The 17,644-nt window shown below is 59.8% G+C and carries 15 protein-coding genes and 2 pseudogenes; 7 read left to right on the plus strand and 10 right to left on the minus strand.

What is annotated here, in order from left to right:
• The first annotated feature begins 518 nt into the window (after positions 1-518).
• Positions 519-1,766, plus strand: a complete 1,248-nt coding sequence (locus BUA69_RS14510; RefSeq protein WP_046135139.1) for a L,D-transpeptidase family protein — start codon at positions 519-521, stop codon at positions 1,764-1,766.
• A gap of 128 nt (positions 1,767-1,894) precedes the next feature.
• Positions 1,895-2,201, plus strand: a pseudogene (locus tag BUA69_RS21170) (integrase core domain-containing protein); the annotation flags it as partial.
• A gap of 146 nt (positions 2,202-2,347) precedes the next feature.
• Here BUA69_RS21170 and lnt read toward each other — a convergent pair.
• A complete protein-coding gene (lnt, locus tag BUA69_RS14520; protein ID WP_046135137.1) occupies positions 2,348-3,976 on the minus strand; it encodes an apolipoprotein N-acyltransferase in 1,629 nt (542 codons plus the stop codon).
• 629 nt (positions 3,977-4,605) lie between these two features.
• Between lnt and BUA69_RS14525 the strand changes: the two genes are divergently transcribed.
• Entirely contained in the window at positions 4,606-4,926 is a 321-nt protein-coding gene (locus BUA69_RS14525; RefSeq protein WP_046135136.1) for a hypothetical protein, read from the plus strand.
• 115 nt (positions 4,927-5,041) lie between these two features.
• Here BUA69_RS14525 and BUA69_RS21600 read toward each other — a convergent pair.
• The 9 genes and pseudogenes from BUA69_RS21600 to BUA69_RS14570 all read right to left on the minus strand — a co-directional run.
• Positions 5,042-5,447 (minus strand): annotated as a pseudogene (locus BUA69_RS21600) (ATP-binding protein); the annotation flags it as partial.
• A complete protein-coding gene (locus BUA69_RS21605) occupies positions 5,360-5,980 on the minus strand; it encodes an ATP-binding protein (protein WP_483188920.1) in 621 nt (206 codons plus the stop codon). The gene BUA69_RS21605 and the pseudogene BUA69_RS21600, both read right to left, overlap by 88 nt.
• Before the next feature lie 888 nt (positions 5,981-6,868).
• Entirely contained in the window at positions 6,869-8,842 is a 1,974-nt protein-coding gene (locus BUA69_RS14540; RefSeq protein ID WP_046135134.1) for a heme lyase CcmF/NrfE family subunit, read from the minus strand.
• Positions 8,842-9,177 (minus strand): cytochrome c maturation protein CcmE domain-containing protein, encoded by a 336-nt coding sequence (locus BUA69_RS14545; RefSeq protein ID WP_052950522.1) that lies wholly within the window; start codon positions 9,175-9,177, stop codon positions 8,842-8,844. The genes BUA69_RS14540 and BUA69_RS14545 overlap by 1 nt, the downstream gene beginning before the upstream one ends.
• The gene (gene ccmI / locus BUA69_RS14550) at positions 9,174-10,274 is read right to left on the minus strand and encodes a c-type cytochrome biogenesis protein CcmI (RefSeq protein WP_143154530.1); all 1,101 of its coding nucleotides are present in this window, start codon (positions 10,272-10,274) and stop codon (positions 9,174-9,176) included. Before ccmI ends, BUA69_RS14545 begins: the two co-directional genes overlap by 4 nt.
• 807 nt (positions 10,275-11,081) lie before the next feature.
• Complete coding sequence (locus BUA69_RS14555) at positions 11,082-11,831, minus strand: VWA domain-containing protein (protein WP_046135132.1); 750 nt, start codon at positions 11,829-11,831, stop codon at positions 11,082-11,084.
• A 13-nt stretch (positions 11,832-11,844) separates the two neighbouring features.
• The gene (locus BUA69_RS14560; RefSeq protein WP_244468734.1) at positions 11,845-12,912 is read right to left on the minus strand and encodes a hypothetical protein; all 1,068 of its coding nucleotides are present in this window, start codon (positions 12,910-12,912) and stop codon (positions 11,845-11,847) included.
• A 14-nt stretch (positions 12,913-12,926) separates the two neighbouring features.
• Positions 12,927-13,580: a TerD family protein gene (locus tag BUA69_RS14565; RefSeq protein WP_046135130.1), complete on the minus strand. Its 654-nt coding sequence runs from the start codon at positions 13,578-13,580 to the stop codon at positions 12,927-12,929.
• Positions 13,581-13,640: 60 nt separating this feature from the next.
• A complete protein-coding gene (locus tag BUA69_RS14570) occupies positions 13,641-14,819 on the minus strand; it encodes a hypothetical protein (RefSeq protein ID WP_046135129.1) in 1,179 nt (392 codons plus the stop codon).
• 664 nt (positions 14,820-15,483) lie between these two features.
• Between BUA69_RS14570 and BUA69_RS14575 the strand changes: the two genes are divergently transcribed.
• From BUA69_RS14575 to BUA69_RS14590, 4 genes are read left to right on the plus strand one after another with little or no spacing between them, the layout of a single operon-like run.
• Positions 15,484-15,948 (plus strand): copper chaperone PCu(A)C, encoded by a 465-nt coding sequence (locus BUA69_RS14575; protein ID WP_046135128.1) that lies wholly within the window; start codon positions 15,484-15,486, stop codon positions 15,946-15,948.
• Positions 15,938-16,558, plus strand: a complete 621-nt coding sequence (locus BUA69_RS14580; RefSeq protein ID WP_082093802.1) for an SCO family protein — start codon at positions 15,938-15,940, stop codon at positions 16,556-16,558. The genes BUA69_RS14575 and BUA69_RS14580 overlap by 11 nt, the downstream gene beginning before the upstream one ends.
• Complete coding sequence (locus BUA69_RS14585) at positions 16,558-16,977, plus strand: disulfide bond formation protein B (RefSeq protein ID WP_046135193.1); 420 nt, start codon at positions 16,558-16,560, stop codon at positions 16,975-16,977. The genes BUA69_RS14580 and BUA69_RS14585 overlap by 1 nt, the downstream gene beginning before the upstream one ends.
• Positions 16,974-17,630 (plus strand): DsbA family protein, encoded by a 657-nt coding sequence (locus BUA69_RS14590; RefSeq protein WP_046135126.1) that lies wholly within the window; start codon positions 16,974-16,976, stop codon positions 17,628-17,630. The genes BUA69_RS14585 and BUA69_RS14590 overlap by 4 nt, the downstream gene beginning before the upstream one ends.
• Positions 17,631-17,644 lie beyond the last annotated feature (14 nt).

Below are 17,644 nucleotides of genomic sequence, written 5' to 3' on the forward strand. Positions count from 1 at the left end.
CTGTAGGCTAGCATTATTCCAACGATGGCAGATGTGCTGGGCATGGCTGTTTTGACTTCCAAGATCCGCGTGGGGCTCGTATTGCCCCTCGTAATCGCGATGATCGTCCTGGTGCTTTGCCGGGCACCAGGCGAGCGGGTCCGCCTGTCCATTCGAAAGCGAAGGGAAGTTCGCGCACATGTCCGAACCCGACCTCGACTGCACGGGCAACGACCCGATGCACTCGACGTCGTGCTGTTTCGCGTTGGCACCCAGCGCCGTCGCGATCGGGTTCGATACCCCGTCTGGTTTGATCGGACCCATCGATCCGCGCTCTGTCGCTGCAGATCCGACGCCGCCTTCGAGACTGTTCCGTCCTCGGCGCGACCTGACCTCGCCAGGAGAGAACGTCTGCCGTCGTTCACTTCCGAAGGCCGACCGTTCGTGGCCTTTCTTCTTCGAGCCTTGGGTTACCCGCATGCGGATGTCGGCGTATCCTCCGTCCGCATGGCGACGAAACAATACGCACTGGAACGCACATGAAGCGAAGAGAATTCATACGACTGCTGCCGCTCGGCGCCGCGGCGACTATGCCCTTCATTTCCGGGGCACAGGCCGCATCGATCTGGGACATGATGAACCGCAGTCGCACGCTCAGCGACGCCGAGCGCGAGGCCAACAGCGCCGCCGCGATCCAGGCCATTGATACCGTTGAGCCGATACTGTCGTACGACACGGTCAACAACCTGCAGATGGCCATCGCCCAGTATGAGCCGTTCGTCGCCCGGGGTGGCTGGGAGCAGGTGCCGCAGGAGACCTATGGCGTTACCATGGGCGTTGCACGTGACGGCGTCGTCCAGCTCAAGCGGCGTCTACTCGCATCGGCGGACATGCCCATGGTCGAAAACGTGGATGATGCCATGGATGCCCCTACCGATGCGGCCTTGCGCCGTTTCCAGGCGCGCCATGGCCTTCAGGTGAACGGTCAGGTCGACGAGGCCACCTGGTACGCACTGAACGTGCCCGCCGAGACGCGGTTACGTCAACTGCAGCTGAATCTGGTGCGAGTGCAGACGATGGCGCCGGCGCTGGCCGATCGATACGTGGTGGTCAACATCCCTGCTGCGTTCATCGAGACGGTGGAAGGCGGCATGGTGGCGCGGCGGCACACTGCCGTGGTCGGGCGCATCGACCGTCAGACCCCGATTCTCAAGAGCCGTATTCACCAGATCAACTTCAATCCGTTCTGGAACGTGCCGGTGTCGATCATCCGGCGCGACCTCATCAAGTACATGAACGAGAACCCCAACTACCTCACAGAGCAGAAGATACGGATCTTCGACGGTGGCGGCCAGGAGCTGCAGCCTAGTCAGGTGAATTGGCAGACCGAGGAGGCCGTGAACTACAATTTTCGGCAGGATCCCGGGCCGCTCAACTCCATGGGCAACGTCAAGATCAACTTCCACAACCCACATGCCGTCTACCTGCACGACACGCCGACGAAGGGCCTGTTCGGCGACAATGCGCGGTTCTATTCATCTGGCTGCGTACGGGTGGATCAGGTGCAGGATTTCGTGGCTTGGGTGCTCCGCGACAACGGCGATTGGGGCTCCGGCGAGATCGCGAACGTGTTCACCACCGGCGAGCGCAAGGACGTCGATGTCCGTAACCCAGTAGAAATCCACACCACCTACATCTCTGCTTGGGCCAATCGGCAGGGTGTCGTCAGCTTCCGGGATGACGTCTATGAATTCGATATGGTTGGCAAGGTGACCTTTGAGACCTGAAGGGCTACCAAAATCCACTATCGAGCCAAATGCGCTGCGTGCTGAGCCTGTGGGTTGCGTCTTTGACTGTTGCCGGGAGGTTCTGTTTCGCGAGGTCCACTTCTTCGAAGGTTGGCCAGACTTTTGACATCATCGCCAGACGCGGTCGACCGCTCGCGGTGGTCAGCGACAATGGTACCGAGTTTACCAGCATGGCGATCCTGCGCTGGTCCCAGGCCCGGCAAGCCGATGCAGAACGGCTTCATCGAGAGCTTCAACGGCAGCTTCCGCGATGAATGCCTCAACGAGACGCTGTTCTCCTCGCTACCCGAGGCTCGCGACCGGATCAGCGCATGGAAGGAGGACTACAACACGCACCGGCCACACTCCTCGCTGGGCAATCTCACGCCCAACGAGTTCGCCACGCAACTGGCACTGAAAAAACAGGCCGCATAGGGCCAAACATCAACCCAAGGACTCTCCTCAAAACCGGAGGGAACCTGGGGCTCAGGTCAGTCTTTACAACTTTGCAATGATCCAGCGGCAAACGGCGTCTGGAGGTGGGGACAAGTGCGTTTTTACGAGCCGTGTTTCTCCGGTACTCAAACCGTTCTGCGGCGTGCGTCGCGTGAAACGACGAACGAAATCAACAACCCCGCAAGCAGCGCGATCAGCAATGGCCAGTGACGCACCTGCGAGAACACCGTTGCAGCGAGCCGCTGATGAGGCCGCACATCGAGCACGGCCATCTGCAGCGGCGCGATCTCGGCAGTCACCCGACCCAGCGGATCGGTGGCAAAGGTCAGTCCCGTGTTAGCGGCACGCACCAGGCTCAGGCCTTCCTCGACCGCCCGCACCCGCGCGTGATGGGCATGCTGGGCCGGCCCGATGGACCCATCGAACCAGGCATCATTGGTGATGTTGAGGATAAACTGCGCACCTGCCGTGTCCCCCATGTCGCCAGAAAACAGGATTTCGTAGCAGATCAGCGCAAGGAAGGCCGGCGTGTTGGGCAGGCTCATCAGCCGGCGGCGCGCATCCCCATGGGCCCAACCCTCGGCACCCGGAACGAACTGCTTGATCCCCAGCTTGGAAAAGAACTCGCTGAACGGCAGGAACTCACCAAATGGCACAAGGTGGGATTTGTCGTAGGACGCAATAACCTCACCGCTGGCGTCGATCGCCATCAGTGCATTGAACGGTGGGCCCGAGCGTTGAACCTGCCCAGGCTCGTACTGCTGCCGCGGAATCCCCGCCAGCAGTGTCGTGGTCTCCGGCAGAAGCCGGGCAATCCGCGCCAGCGCATCGGGATAGGTCGAGAGGAAAAACGGCAGGCTCGATTCGGGCCACACCAGGTGGGTGATGTCGGCAAGCCCCTGATCGGCCGGGTCCATCCGCATTTCGGACAGCATCAGCAGCCGGTCGATCAACGTTACCGGATCGGCATTGCCCCAGTCCGCATGCTCATAAACCAGCGGCTGCACCAATCGCATGGCAATGTCCGTGCGTTCGGTGGAAACGGTGCTAGCCAGGCGATTGTGGCCATAGCCGAGTTGCGCCGCAATAACCGCCATAGCGATAAAGAAGGGCAGGAGGCGCCGGCTGAGGCCACGCCCATCGGCAGGCCAGATCAATGCCGGGGTCATGGCCAGCAGCGCTGCCACCAGCGTCAGCCCATAGACACCAATGACCGAGGTGATCTGCATCATCTCGTCAGTCGGGGTCAGGGCATATCCCAGCAAATCGAACGGGAAGCCCGTCAGCACATGGCCGCGCGCCCATTCGGCGATCGTCACAAACGTCGCGAGCGTCACGATGCGCCAGGGGCCATGGCTCCATAACAGGTGCGCCATGGCGCTGGCCACGCCCCAGAAGAAGGCGATCAACGCTGCCAAAGCGAGGATGGCAAAAGGCATGAGCGCGATCATGATCCCGCCACTCACTAGAAATGCCGTGCCTATCCAATGGAAAGCGACTGTGAAATAGCCCCAGCCAAAGGCAAAGCCGATGGTGAAGGCGGGGCCGAACAGGCGCCGCCATCCGCGGCTGCGCTCCGCTCCATCCAGGCACCAGACCCAAAGAGGGAAGCTCACGAAGAGGGCAGGGACAATGAAAAGCGGGGGGACGGACAGACCGGCGATGGCGCCGGCCACGACCAGCAGCAGGAAACGGCGCCAACCATGGCTCAGCATAGCGGTTTCGGCCAGCCAGGTCATGAAAGCTTTGTCCATAAATTAAAGTGCATGCGGCAAACTCTCTGGAAGGGTCGAGTGCGTCAAGGCAAGACACGATTTCACTTTGTCGGCATCGAGGAACGCAGCAACTGAGACCGGGGACGACCATGATCCGTATCATGCTGTAGCCAGAGCCGGGTAATAGTTGTCATTGGAGCGCCGCTTGGCCCAGGTAATGCAGATGGTCGCAGTGGTCCGTGAGAAGTTACGGCGTTGAACCGCAGCAAGAGCCTGCTCTATCGTCCCAGGCAGGATCCGTCGCGACAGGGACTGGGTGCCAGAGGGGTCGACAGAGGCCAGTGCAGTTGCCGAAGGTAAAACTTGAAACCAAGAGCGCCGAAGACCACTTTCCCATGCCCTTCAACGACGTGCCTCTACCTTCCCGATCAGCAACCGGATCGGAACCGTGCCGCCGCATCGATCCAGGAGTGGGAACTCGAGGCGACTGCTCGAGCAACTTGCTGCGGCAAGCTGAGGGACGCACTATTGTTGCCGAGTGCGCCTAATTGGGCCTCGGGTGAACGCTTGGCCGCCTCGGGGAGAAAATCTAACTTTGTCGCCCTAGTCTGCTGCCACTTAAGTCTGCGGCAAGCGTTGCCTGTTAGAAATTCGGTAGGAGGGCAGGCATGCTGAACAAGATAAAAACCGAACTTAGTGAGTTGCTGTTCCTCAGCAGGGATGCGCTGCATATCCACATCGGCTTGGGCATCTACGTTGCGGCCATGCTGTTATTCCGGCGTGGTCCCGCCAGCATCGTTCCATGGTTAGTTGTTCTCGTCGCACAATTAGCGAACGAACTGCTAGACGGCATACATCACGGCGCGCTGGACATCGATGTCACTGGCGCCCTCCGGGACATCGGCAACACAATGCTTTGGCCGACCGTGGTGCTCCTCGTTGCCCGGCGGTTTGGCAAAAAAACGCATTCACTGTCAACGGCTGAGTAAAATCCGGCCACACGGCGGAGCAAAACCAGGCCACTTGTGGCGCACGCATGGGACCGTCGGGTGGGCGTGGCCCGAGCGGGGGTCTTATGCGTGCGTGGCGATTTATGAGAGGGTTTCAGCCGGCCTTTCGGGCGCGACTGTGCGCGAGACGATAGCTGTCGCCATTCATCTCGAGAATATTGACGTGGTGGATGATGTGGTCGAGAAGTGCGCCGGTGAGGCGCTCGGATCCCAGCGTTTCCGTCCATTCGTCAAACGGAAGATTTGCTGGTGATCAGGGTGCACCCCGTTGGTAGCGTTGCGCGATCAGCTCGAAGAGCAATTCCGCGCCGGTCTTGGAGAGCGGCACGAAGCCCAACTCATCGATGATGAGAAGCTGGGAGGCGACCGTCTGTTTCTGGAACCGTAACAGACGTCGCTCGTCTCGCGCCCATCATCTCGCTAACGAGCGCGTCGGTTGTCGTGAAGCCGACGGACATGCCCTTCTGGCATGCTGCCAGGCTGAAACCGAGAGCCACATGGGTCTTGCCCGTTCCGCTGGGGCCAAGCGCGATGACGTTCTCCCGGCGTTCGATCCACTCTCAACACGCCAATTCCAGCACCTGATCTTGTTGAACTTCTGGATGGCGGCGAAGTCAAAGCTGTCGAGGCTTTGGACGACTGGCAACCTTGCTGCCTTGATGCGGCGCTCGACCTTGCGGCGGTCTCGCTCGATCATCTCCCTTTCGGAAAGCCGGGTGAGGTATCCGACATGATCGACGCCCTTGGTGGCGCATAGCCGAGCCAGCTTCTGGTACTCGCGCGGGAAGGTCGGCAGCTTGAGGTGCAAGACCCCGTCCAACCACATCGCCACGTCACGTCTCGAACGGCATTGGCGGCACTTGGCGCCGGCAAAAGGCCTGGAACTGAGACGGGCCTCGCGGATCTGGAACAAGAGGGCCTCGAAGGAATGCTGGGGCTGATCACCGACGCCAGCGCTTACGAGCATTGATCCTCGGTGGGGCATGAAGGACCTGCCGTCTATGCTTTTAAGGATCGATGCTGTTGCCAGCATGGCGGAATCAGTTCCCACGGGGACTGGGCACGAGCCAACTGCGCAAGACGTCGGCTACAACCCAGGTGGCGCGCGCTTGCCCACGAGGGGGGCGCCGTCGGACTCGGCGCGGCCAGGGTGCTGCTGACTTTGTTGCTCTTCGGCACCAAGCGCCAAATCGACGCATCGCCTAATGGCATCTTGACGACTTACATAGCCGGATTGGGTTGCGATCCACGCGTCGATGCTCGCGATCATCTCCGGGGTCATGCGTATCGTAATGCGTTCTTGCAACGTTGGCTGAGCCCCATCGATCACCACGCCTCGAAGGGCAAGGCACGAAATAGGATAAGGATACACTTCGGCGTCTGGGACGCCACGGTTTTCATGCAACTGGGCACGGCAAAAAATGTTGCGGGCGGCGGATCCGATGGAGGCGTTTGCAGATTACGCAGATCGAGGCAATGGCCGCTAATTCGACTTTGGCGTCGGGCGTCGGCAGTTCGGTCTCGCCGAAGCGCAGGGTGCGCAGGTGACCGAAACGTTGAGCTTCAGCCGGGCACGGGTGCGTGACGCGCTTTCCAACTGGGCCGGGATGATATCATCGTTCTTGTCGCGCGTTCAGCGTTCTCCAGACAGCGCAAACTAGCCTCAAGGATTGTGTTCGCCTCTAAGATCAGTCCTCGACATCGTAGTCATCAAGTCTGACGATTTCCTCGAGCTTGGCGCGGGTGACCTTGGTGGAAGACCATCAAAGCCCGCCTGACGATCCTCTCTGTAGCGTCGCAATTTTGGCGAGTAGCGTCTTACCGGAGATCGAGCAACCTACGGTCGTCGCAGCAATGATCGCAGCGGCAACTGTAGGGCATCTATCGGCCGATCAACGTCCTTCGCCATTCCGCAGCCAGCTTATTCGGCCGGCTCCGGAATTTGCTTGACCGCCCGGCGCGGCACACCGATACGCTGGCGTCTGTCGGTGAGTGAGAATGCGCCCGCTGCTGCCATTAATACAGCACCCAGCCAGATCAGGGTGATGTAGGGCTTGTGCCAAACGCGGATGACATGGGTCGTATCCAGCGGCTCGCCCAGTTGTAGATAGATCTGGGAGAAGCCATAGGTTTCGATTGCCGCCTCGGTGGTCGGCATGCCGCTGGCTACATAGGTCCGCCGCTCGGCAACAAGCTGTCGGGTGTCGCCGCCCGGCGCCGTGATGGTGAAATGGCCTTCGTCGGCCACGTAGTTCGGTCCTGGCACCTGACCGAAACTATCGAAGGCGATGATATATCCGGAGAGTTCAGCGCTTTCCCCTGGATTGAGCGTTGTCACAAGTTCTGCTTCCCAAGTCGAGGTCGCCACGATGCCCAGCACGGTGATGCCGATGCCGAAATGGGCAATGGCCGTCGACCATGCCGAGCGCGGTAGGCCGACGAGACGGCGCCAGCTTTCACGCAGCGGAATACGCCCGAGCTTACTGCGATCGATCAAATCGGCCACGGCGCCGAACGCCACCCAGAAGCCAAGGAGCAAACCGAGCGGCGCTAGTGAAATCGAAACGCCGTTCAGCGCCGCAATCAGGATGGTAAGGAAGATTGCCAAGGTTGCGGCCCCCATCAGCCGTTGCGCTGCCGCGATCACATCGGCTCGTTTCCAGGCAAGCAGCGGCCCGAACGGCAGCACAAGCAGCAGTGGCGCCATCAGCGCACCGAACGTTAGGTTGAAGAACGGAGCACCCACCGAAATCGTGGTGCCGGTCAGAGCGTCGAGCACCAGCGGATAGAGCGTGCCTACCAGAACTGCGCCGGTGCCAGTAGCCAGGAACAGATTGTTGAGGATCAGCGCGCCTTCGCGACTGACCGGGGCAAACAGGCCGCCGCTGCGCAGCGACGAAGAGCGAATGGCAAACAGCGTGAATGCCCCGCCGATAACCACTCCCAGCAGCGCCAGAATAACCAGGCCGCGCGTCGGATCGCTGGCAAAGGTATGCACCGAGGTCAGGATGCCGGACCGGACCAGGAACGTGCCCAGCAGCGAGAGACTGAAGGTGATGATCGAGAGGAAAATGGTCCAGATTTTGAGCGCATTGCGCTTTTCCATGACGAGCGCGGAGTGCAGTAGCGCGGTTCCGGCCAGCCAAGGCATGAAGCTGGCGTTTTCCACCGGGTCCCAGAACCACCAGCCGCCCCAGCCGAGCTCGTAATAGGCCCAGTAGGATCCCATCGTGACGCCCAAAGTCAGGAAGGTCCAACTCAGCATGGTCCATGGGCGCACCCAGCGTGCCCAGGCTTGGTCGATCCGCCCGGAAATCAACGCCGCGACGGCAAAGGAAAAGCATATCGAGAAGCCGACATAACCGGCGTAGAGCAGCGGCGGATGGATGGCGAGGCCGATGTCCTGCAGGATCGGATTGAGGTCGTTGCCCTCCAGCGGCGCAGGAAACACCCGGGCAAACGGATTGGAGGTGAACAGGGTGAAGCCGGCGAAGGCTGCCGTCAGCAGGCTCTGTGTTGCCAGCACCAGCGCCAGCAGATCCGAGGGCAGCCTGCGCCCGAACGCTGCGACCATGGCTCCGAAGGCGACCAGAATAAGAATCCAGAGGAGCATCGAGCCCTCGTGATTGCCCCAGACCCCCGAAATCTTGAAGATCAGGGGTTTTAAGGAATGGGAGTTCTCCACCGCCAGTTTCAGCGAAAAATCGGAACTGATGAAAGCCTGGACCAACACGACGAAGGCCGCCGCTACCAAGACGAACTGTACGACGGCTCCTTGTCTAAGGAACAGTGCTATGCGCTCCCCGCTTCGCCAGTACACATAGCCAGCCACCGCCGAAACGCTGGCGATGGCGAAGGCGAGAGTCAGCGCGAAATGCCCCAATTCGATCGACATCAGATGTCTCCCGCAGTTTCAGGCCACCATTTGCCGCCCACCTTAGTCGCATCGACGACGTCCTTGCAGACATAATTGTTATCGCGCCTATACAGTACATTGTCGGCGGTAAACCCGCCTTCTCGCCGGATGCTGCTACGGGCGATGCCACTGCGCCTTTCGCGGAACAAATTTGGCGAAAGGCCGGCATAACTCGGAGCCCGGTCGGACGGTCCATCGGTAACGCCGAATGGGTATTCCTGACCGTCGCACCCCCAAATGCCGTCCTTCACTAGTCCGGCGAGTTCTATCGCCCAGCCAGGTCCGAGTTCGTCGGTAGCCGCTCGCATGGTCATGGGGTTGGTCCATTCAGTTTGAGGTCGGCTCCTAAAGCGATCCCGTCGAGATCGCCGCGATCGAAGGCGCGCGGATAGGCGCCGACCGCCCGATCATAGGCGACTTGAGCTCGCATCGTATCGTCCAGCACGAGATAGGCTCGCACCAGTTGTGTCCATTCCTCAATCGTCCCGCCCCGGGCTTCAAGACGCCCGGCAAGGCGTTCGACCATCTGAGGCACCAGGTCGGCTTCGGCGAGGTTGCGCGCCCTGCTCTCGGGCGCGACACCCTTATTCTGCGCCACCAACAGCCCTTCGCGTACGGCAGCTAACCATGGCTCATCGGCCTTGGCCATAGAAAGGAGCGCTTCCCAGGCGGATACGGCCTCATCATAGCGCCGCAAGCGCGTCAATTCTGCAGCAATATAGAGCCGTGACAGCACATGATCCGGATCGCTCGAAGCGGCGCTTTGCAACAGTTCCAGTGGCTCGCCGCTGGCATCGCCATCCATCTGCAGCATTATTGCTTCGGCGAGACGGGTTTGTGTATCGGCCGTTGGGCCTGCCAAATTGATGATCTGGCGAAAGGCCTGTTCGGCATCTTCATATCGACGGCGTTGCATGTAAACCGGAGCGATCACCGCCCAGCCGCGCAAATCGTCGGGAGTCTTGGCTAATTGGGCTTCGATCTTGGCGAGTGCATCCTCAAGGTCGATGTTGGCTGTCGCCACATCGGCACGTCCGGTCAGTGGCTGGCTCGGCATCGCCGGGCTGCCGAGAAATACATAACTGCCCAAGGCAAGCGCCGCCACAATACCGATACAAAGGAGAAGCTGGCCCTTGCCGAATTGGGGTGCACCGGCAATGGGGCGTTCGGCTTCTGCTTGCTGGCGCAACATCTCACGTGCCAACTCAGCCTTGGCGACCTGCGCCTCGGTCTCTCCTAGGCGACCCTGGGCCAGATCGGAGTCGATTGCGGCCAGCACTAAACGAAACTGACTGTTAGAGTCGTTCAAATTCCACATTGTCGCAGTGACCTTGTGCCCAGCGGCCGCGACAGAGCGGCATTTGTTATGCACCAAAAAATAACTCGAATGCTTGAAACCGACACGCAGCATGATCACCACCTATAAGGCGCATACTTCGAAAAACTACAAAACACGTCCCCCGGCAGGCGGACAGAACGCCACAGGATCCTGACGGACACACCTTGCCGTCGGTCAGTTGGCTAGGCGCCGCTTCTCCTCGAAGCACTGCGCGGCTTCCATAGTCACCTCGGAATTTGCGAGAAGACAATCCCTGTCTCTGGCTTCAAAGTCGTCTTATGACTTGTTGCTTATTACCGCAGCTTCGACGCGGGTCCCTGGAATCCCGGGTGTTGCGCTAGAGGTCTTTCATTAAAACCGCAGAGCCCATCACGAGGATGGAATAAACGTAAAACCCAACCACTATCACAGCTAGGACGATGCCTAGAATTATTGAACGTCGCGTACGCGATCGCAAATCGGCCGGGTTGAGAGATGGTGCGGTCATCGATACTCCTTCGGTTCTATACAGCCATAGACCGTCCCGCCGCCCACTGCACTGCGACATCGATGCGTATCCTGGCGGTCCGACTCGGTTTTGCTGTTGCACAATCACTTCCGTTTGAGCCCCGGCGGGCACTCTAAATTGCGTTCTCCAGCAGCTAGAGGAACAAGGCTATCGGAGCTTGGAACACTCCGAGAAACCATCAGATTCATGGGGATTGTGCCTGCCCGGACACTGTGTCACGTGCAATGACGCTGTCTCTTCCTTCGCTTTGCTGCATGCAATGAGTCGATCAGTTCGGCTCAATATAGTCGATTCGAAACCCTGCGGTTCCCACCCTGATTGGCGTGGACCACATTGGAATGTCGGACCGCAGGTGGACCTAGCCAGCAGAGCTAGGACCTGAGCCATTCCAACAATTCGGGGCGGAGCAATTGCGCATTCAGTTCCTCATCGGAGAGCTCGACAAAGCCGTCGAGGTCACGGACGATCACGACGCCTGTGTTCTTGAACCGCGCCGCGATCGTCCTGAGGAACGTGAAATCGACGTCGTGTTCGCAGGCACCCATAAACAGGAAATAGACTTGGTCGCCGCGCCGCTCCGACGCCTCGAGCACGCTGATCGTTCTGGCGTGGTCGGCGGGGTCATTTTCGCCATCTGTCACGAAGACCACTACTGAACGTTTCTGAGCGGCAACCGGGGCGTCCCTTTGCACGCCAAAGAACCGGCTGAGCAGCCCCCCAAGGTTCTCTTCCGCCGGTAGCCAGCCGAAGTGCCGGAGATTGCGCTCCAGCACATAGCTATAGGTGGTCCCGCCTTTCCAGCCTGGCACTTTGTCGATCACCTTCCGGAGAATGTAATCATCGGAATCTTCCGGCGTCACCGTTCCGACGTGATGGACGGACCCTCTGTCATTGCTAAAGGTGAAAACGTCCATCTTGCCGTCCGGGTCCAGCACCATGCCGTAGGGGACCAGTCGCGCGATGAGCTTGCTGGTCGTGCCCTCTTCGTGCTCATGCTCGAATGACCCCGACACATCCATGTCGAAGATCAGCTCGGCCTTGATGTCTGCTGCGACGCCCGCCTTGTCGAGCGAGAGGCGCAGCTTGTCCGCGGACTTTTGCAGGTTGAGTTGCAGGGTCATATCGGTTCGATCCTCATACTTTGAGTTGTTGTACGATATTGCTAAGCTCGTAGGCGAGTTCACCAGCTTCAGTGGGTGTAGGCTTGTGGCGACCGCGTAGGACCGTGGTCATAGCCGCGAGACCGCCGAGCCAACCCGGCACCGTCACCAACGCGACATTCTGGATGGCAGCGATCAGGCTCAGAGGCTGTTCGATCTGTACTACCCGCAGCGAGGAGCTGCCGCGAATTTGGGCCACGGTCTGAGTCAGGCTCATGCTGCGCTCCAGGAAGCGCCGCGAGAGGTCCTGCCGCCTCTCCGAAAAACGCGTGGATAGATACTCCGCCGCCAGGGCAGCGGCCTCGACCTCGAGCCCCATGTCGTCGACCCGCCTTGAGTGCCGCTCAAGGGTTTCCTTCAGGGCAAGCAGCGGCTCGAGCGACGAGCCCATGAGCCTGACCAACTGGTCCAGTTCAACGCGGGCGCTCTCGAGTTCATCCGGCGTGTCGATCCTGCTGTTCAGTCTCTTGAGGTATTGGCGAAGCGCTCCGGCGCCTGCAGGGACATCGGCGGCGGCCTGAATGTCGATCGAAGTCAGGATGGCAGTCATCCTGTTTATATAGCCTGTGGCTTTGACCAGTAGGTCGTCGTGCGAGAGTTCTAAGGTCCGCGAAACGAGATCGCTGTATTGCCGCTGAAGCTGATGCCCCCACAGTACCGCCGTACGATCGGTAGCGGCGTCAAGTACAAAAGTCTCCAGAATGCGAATAGCCCGCCTCACGACATCTGGGCTAGCAAGGGGGGCGATTTTCTTCAGGTGGGCCGGTCCGACCTCTATTCGCTTCCGTTCAATCCCCGGCAGAGCCGTTGGTTTCAGAGTGCTTGGTGTGGACTTATGCCGGTCATTCTCCTGTCGGATTTTCCGCGTCGCGGGATCAATCGGTGGCATTTGCGCAGCCGTTGATCTCTGATCCGCCTCCTCGGATCGCTCCATGACACTATCGGACGTCTTCGTCTTTGCGGGTGGCTTGATCACCGTTGGCCGAAGCCTTGCGGCCGCGTTCTCTGGACCGGGTTCCAGAGACGTATCGGGTTTGTCCACGGGCACCTTCGCCCTCACGAAAAATGGGTGAGGACGTCGTTGAAATCCCCGTTGAACCCGCTTCCGACCGCGGCGTATTCCCATCCGTTATCGCCGAGCAGCAGGCTGCCGAACTGGACCACGTTGAATTCCTTGAATTCCTCGGAGAGCCGGTAAGCACCCAGTTCCTTGCCGGTATCGTCGAGAAGCGTGATCGTGCAGACGTCGATATCCCCGAATGCCGCTTCGTCCTCCTCCTCCTCACCCGCTTCATGACCGGCCCCGTGCTCGGCTTCATGGACCGTGACGAGGATCGGGATTTCGTTCACTCCCACGGGCAATTTTGAGCCGTCAATCACGATGGTTTCGGTGTTGTTCTGCACGCGCTTGTCGCCGCTATGGGAAAGACCGCCACTCGGCGTCTGGAAAGACCCGTCGCGGTCGCTGGGCAAGGCACCACCACTTGGGTTCATCAGCTTGGTGTTGTAAGTCGAGAGCACACTGGCCAGTTCAGTGACCTTGGCGCCGTTACCGTCATTGCGGGCCTCGAGCGCGTGGACATCGACATCGTCGCGGTGATTGGCGTTACATTGCCACTCGATCCGGGCGGTGAACTGCGCGCCCTTGTTCAAGGACAGCTTGAGCTTCGGAGCCTGCACCCCAGGTTTCTCGAGGGAAAGTGTCAGCATGGATATATCCTCAGTGATTGACGGACTCGATGCGCAGCGTATGGGAGGCCCTGTTGCGTTCTATCTCGATGCCAGAGCAGCGAGGTCCTGCCGGGCGACCGCGAACTTCTGTCGCGCTTGCTCGAATTTTTCCTCTGTGCTTTTCCGGGCCGCGTCGACCAAGACATGGATCTCGTTGGTCGTGGCGATGATTTGCTCGATCTGCTGCGCCTGGGCAAGGCGGTTGTCACCAGGCGTCAGCGCCGCGGTCACGGCGACATCCTTGAGCGCGCGACCACGAATATCAGTTAGCTGCTTGTCGAGTTTGGCTTGGCGGCTGGCCAACTGCTGGACGCTTTTCACGGCAAAGGCACCATGGATCGACAGCAGCGTCATCTTGATCGACGCGAACCGGGAGGCAACAGTGGTCGCGGTCTCCTGCAGCGTAGCTACGCCGGCCTGCTCGATCTGCTGGATGACCATCTGGTCGGCCGGCAGGCGCGTATAGGTTCCCTCTAGCGCCAGTGCCCGGCTTTCGAGCAGCCGCAGTTTATCACGCAATTCCGCTATCCTGCCTAGCGCCACCACATCGGCAGGGTTGAGTTTGCCTTCTTCCTCAGCGACGTAACCTCGGGCCTCTTCCAGCAAGGCGCGGGACACGGCGGCGGCGACTGTGAAATCGCTGAAATGGGTGGCGTAGCTCTTCTTGAGTACATCGAGCTGCTGCAACTCGGAGAACAACCGTTGCATTTCCCCGGACAGTTCGCCTTCCAGCTTGGTCAACTCGTCTGCGAGGGTCCGAGTCCTGCCCGAGATCAGGTCACCGATCTCAGCCATCAAATCCGATACCAGCTCGTCGGGGCGTTTGCCACGTAGCTTACCCATCAGCGAGCCCAAGATGCCGGGGTTCTCGCCATTCTGGATCTTGTCGAGAATCTCCGGTAGTTTGGCGTCCTCCACGCCCTGCTCAAGTCGGCCAAATAGCGCGAAAACGGAAGACGCGGTCTTCTTGTCCAGCCGCGCCAGAAACCCGTCGAGCGTCCGCTGCAAAGCCTGCTCGGCGTCCAAACCGATCTTGATGACGTCGCCCGACGGCATCTCCACGAAATCGAGCGCCGACAGCGCGTCCTGCGCGGCAGGCAGTTGGTCCGGCCTGAGAACGACCGCGCCAGTATCCATCTGCACCGTAGGCAACGGCGGCGCCTTGGGCTGTTCTTTCACCATGGCTCGCGGAAGAGATCCTATTGTCGTCGGCTTCATGGGTCCGTTCCTTTGCCGCTCTGCAACGTGTTTAGTGGCATCACGTAGTTATTCGCCCGTCGTGATACTAGTTGGAATCAAATTTGGCCGACACGATGTCCATCGCGGTTCACGACGACGAGCCCGAATTCGTCGCGGGGCGGAAAAGACCGTCCTGAGGCGAGCGGGACAATCATGCCAACCTCGCCTGCAGAATGGAAATTCAAGTGTTCTCAAGGCGCGAAGCGGGCCCTCCCCCGTCCCTGCATCCGCAAGCCGACGGAGTTTACGGATCGGCGGGCTTGTCGCTGCTGGCGGCGCAGGGTCACGATGTGGAATCGATGCCCGACCATGGGGCAACTAGGGCAGTTGATTCCTATGCAGCTCGGTCCGCCACGGTAGCGCCCACGTCTCTATTCTCGCCGGCGGTGCTCGGCGGGTTCCTAATCGGCGTAAGTTTTCTGTAGTTGATCGCTGCAATCACCAAAATTCAGCTGGCGGTCACTACGGTTGCGGGCCTGATGTCGCACCCACTCCAATGTTACTGCAAACCTCTTGACCCTAAAGTTCGTGCAGGCCTTATGACACGTTGATGTCGCCCCAAAAAGCCCTACACCGAAGCAGCACAGCGCACTTGGATCATGCCGCTACGGTCGACGGCCAAACACAGGCTAGCGAGAACGCCATGAGACTGATAATCGCAATAATGGGAGTGCTGCTGACGCTATCTCCGTCCTTCGCGCATGACTTCGTCATCGGTGACCTGACGCTGAAACATCCCATGATCAAGGAGGCGCCGCCACGCGCGCCCGTCGTCGGCGGCTATGTGACGATCGTCAATACCGGCGCCGCAGACGACACACTTGTCGGCATCGAAAGCGATGCAGCCGCCAAGGTGGAACTGCACCAGTCGACGGTGACTGACGGTATCGCACGCATGGAGCCAATGAAGAACGGGTTTCTCGTTCCCGCCGGGGCAACCGTATCACTTGGCGAGAACGGCACGCATGCCATGTTCATCGACCCGGTCGATCGGCTGGTAGAGGGCAACGAAGTTTCGGCCACGCTGGTGTTCGAGCGCGCAGGCAGGGTCGAGGTGGTCTTCAACGTCGAGAAAATGCCCGCTGGAGAGCAAATGAATGGCCACTGAGTGGAAGAATTGGTCGCGACGCATCCGTATGGCCGGATGGGCGGCGGTAGCGTTTGTCGTTGTGGCGGTCGGAGTCGGCTGGGCGGTCACCAACTTTGGACCGCAATCCAGGAGCAACGAGCCCAAACCCTATGCAGCGGCATTTTCCCTAGTTGACCAGGACGGCAAGCCGGTAACGCAAGCCGACTTCCTTGGAAAGCCGTCGGCGTGGTTCTTTGGGTTCACCAACTGCCCCGACGTTTGCCCGACGGCACTGGCAGAAATGTCGGCCATTCTTGAAAGTCTGGGTGACGATGCGCAGAAGCTGCAAGTCGTTTTCGTCAGCGTCGACCCGGAGCGGGATACGCCCGAAATCCTGAAGGATTATGCGGGCTATTTCGATCCTCGAATTGTCGCTTTGACGGGCTCGCAGGAAAACATCAGCAGCATGACCAAGGCGCGGTATATCTACTCGGAAAAAATCCCCCTCGAAGGCGGAAATTATACCATGCAGCATAGCGCTGGCGTGCAGTTGGTTGCGCCTGATGGCGGGTTTTGGGGCACCCTCGACAGCGAAGAGAATTTTGACATTCGTCTCGGCAAGGTCCGCCGGCTTATTCAGGGGGCATGATGGCTCGTTCCGGCTGGAATTTTCTGTTTGCGGCATGGATGGTTGCGCTGGGGGCCACGCTCGGCGCCCTCTTCATCGGCGAAATCATGGGGCAGATGCCCTGCACGACGTGCTGGTATCAGCGCATTTTTATGTTTCCCCTCATCGTGCTGCTGGGAATCGCCGCCTACCGCAAGGACCTAACGGTCTGGGTTTATGCCCTGCCCTTGGTCCTGATCGGGCTGCTCGTGGCAATTTATCATAGTCTGCTCTATACCGGCGTCATTCCCGAGCCCATTGAGTTGTGCGGAGCGGGGCCATCCTGCTCGGGCGACACGATGCTTCTGTTGGGCGCCGTGCCCATTCCATTTCTTTCGCTCGTAGCGTTCTCTCTGATCTCCATCTTGCTTGTTCTAGTTGCTCGGAGTCCATCCAAATGAACCCTCGTCGCCTTGTGTTGGCGGCAGCAATCGCTGCTGTGGCCGCCTTCGGTGTTGGCGCCTGGATTTACACCAGACCTGTTCCAATTACCGCAGCGGCGGCTGTGTCGGACCTGGAGGCCGGGGGGTTCGTGCGCCCGCACTCCGTAGTTCTCGGCAAGGTCGATGCCCCCGTTACAATAACTGAGTTTTTCGACCCTAGCTGTGAGGCTTGTCGAGCTTTTTATCCGTACGTGACACAGATCATGGAGCGCTATCCCGACGACGTCAGGCTGGTCCTGCGCTATGCGGCATTCCACGCCGGGTCGGATGAGGCGGTCAAGATCCTTGAGGCCGCCCGGCTGCAGGACAAGTTTGTGCCTGTGCTGGAAGCGTTACTGGCCCGCCAGCCGGAATGGGCCGTCCATGACGGACCGAACCTGGACATCGCTTGGGAAGTCGCCGGGACGGCCGGTCTCAACCTAGCCAAGGCGCGAGAAGACGTGAAGCGGCCGGGAATGATCGGTGTCCTCAATGCCGACAGGGCGGACATTGAAACTTTGGGGGTCACGCAAACCCCGACCTTCTTTGTCAACGGCAAGCCCTTGTCGGACACAAGCCCGCAACAGTTGGCGGACACTGTTGCCCGCGAAGTCCAGAGCATAACGCAATGACCGGCTTGCAGTTC

The sequence above is a fragment of the Devosia limi DSM 17137 genome (assembly GCF_900128975.1).
GTDB classification, from domain to species: domain Bacteria; phylum Pseudomonadota; class Alphaproteobacteria; order Rhizobiales; family Devosiaceae; genus Devosia; species Devosia limi.

What these genes read in the sequence shown, in the direction of transcription:
- BUA69_RS14545 (WP_052950522.1), bottom strand. Translation starts at nt 9,177, where the DNA reads ATGACCATGCGAGCGGCTACCGACGAACTCGGACCTGGCTGGGCGATA.
- BUA69_RS14540 (WP_046135134.1), bottom strand. Translation starts at nt 8,842, where the DNA reads ATGTCGATCGAATTGGGGCATTTCGCGCTGACTCTCGCCTTCGCCATC.
- BUA69_RS14565 (WP_046135130.1), bottom strand. Translation starts at nt 13,580, where the DNA reads ATGCTGACACTTTCCCTCGAGAAACCTGGGGTGCAGGCTCCGAAGCTC.
- BUA69_RS14570 (WP_046135129.1), bottom strand. Translation starts at nt 14,819, where the DNA reads ATGAAGCCGACGACAATAGGATCTCTTCCGCGAGCCATGGTGAAAGAA.
- BUA69_RS14580 (WP_082093802.1), top strand. Translation starts at nt 15,938, where the DNA reads ATGGCCACTGAGTGGAAGAATTGGTCGCGACGCATCCGTATGGCCGGA.
- lnt (WP_046135137.1), bottom strand. Translation starts at nt 3,976, where the DNA reads ATGGACAAAGCTTTCATGACCTGGCTGGCCGAAACCGCTATGCTGAGC.
- BUA69_RS14510 (WP_046135139.1), top strand. Translation starts at nt 519, where the DNA reads ATGAAGCGAAGAGAATTCATACGACTGCTGCCGCTCGGCGCCGCGGCG.
- BUA69_RS14555 (WP_046135132.1), bottom strand. Translation starts at nt 11,831, where the DNA reads ATGACCCTGCAACTCAACCTGCAAAAGTCCGCGGACAAGCTGCGCCTC.
- BUA69_RS21605 (WP_483188920.1), bottom strand. Translation starts at nt 5,980, where the DNA reads ATGCTGGCAACAGCATCGATCCTTAAAAGCATAGACGGCAGGTCCTTC.
- BUA69_RS14525 (WP_046135136.1), top strand. Translation starts at nt 4,606, where the DNA reads ATGCTGAACAAGATAAAAACCGAACTTAGTGAGTTGCTGTTCCTCAGC.
- BUA69_RS14585 (WP_046135193.1), top strand. Translation starts at nt 16,558, where the DNA reads ATGGCTCGTTCCGGCTGGAATTTTCTGTTTGCGGCATGGATGGTTGCG.
- ccmI (WP_143154530.1), bottom strand. Translation starts at nt 10,274, where the DNA reads ATGCTGCGTGTCGGTTTCAAGCATTCGAGTTATTTTTTGGTGCATAAC.
- BUA69_RS14590 (WP_046135126.1), top strand. Translation starts at nt 16,974, where the DNA reads ATGAACCCTCGTCGCCTTGTGTTGGCGGCAGCAATCGCTGCTGTGGCC.
- BUA69_RS14575 (WP_046135128.1), top strand. Translation starts at nt 15,484, where the DNA reads ATGAGACTGATAATCGCAATAATGGGAGTGCTGCTGACGCTATCTCCG.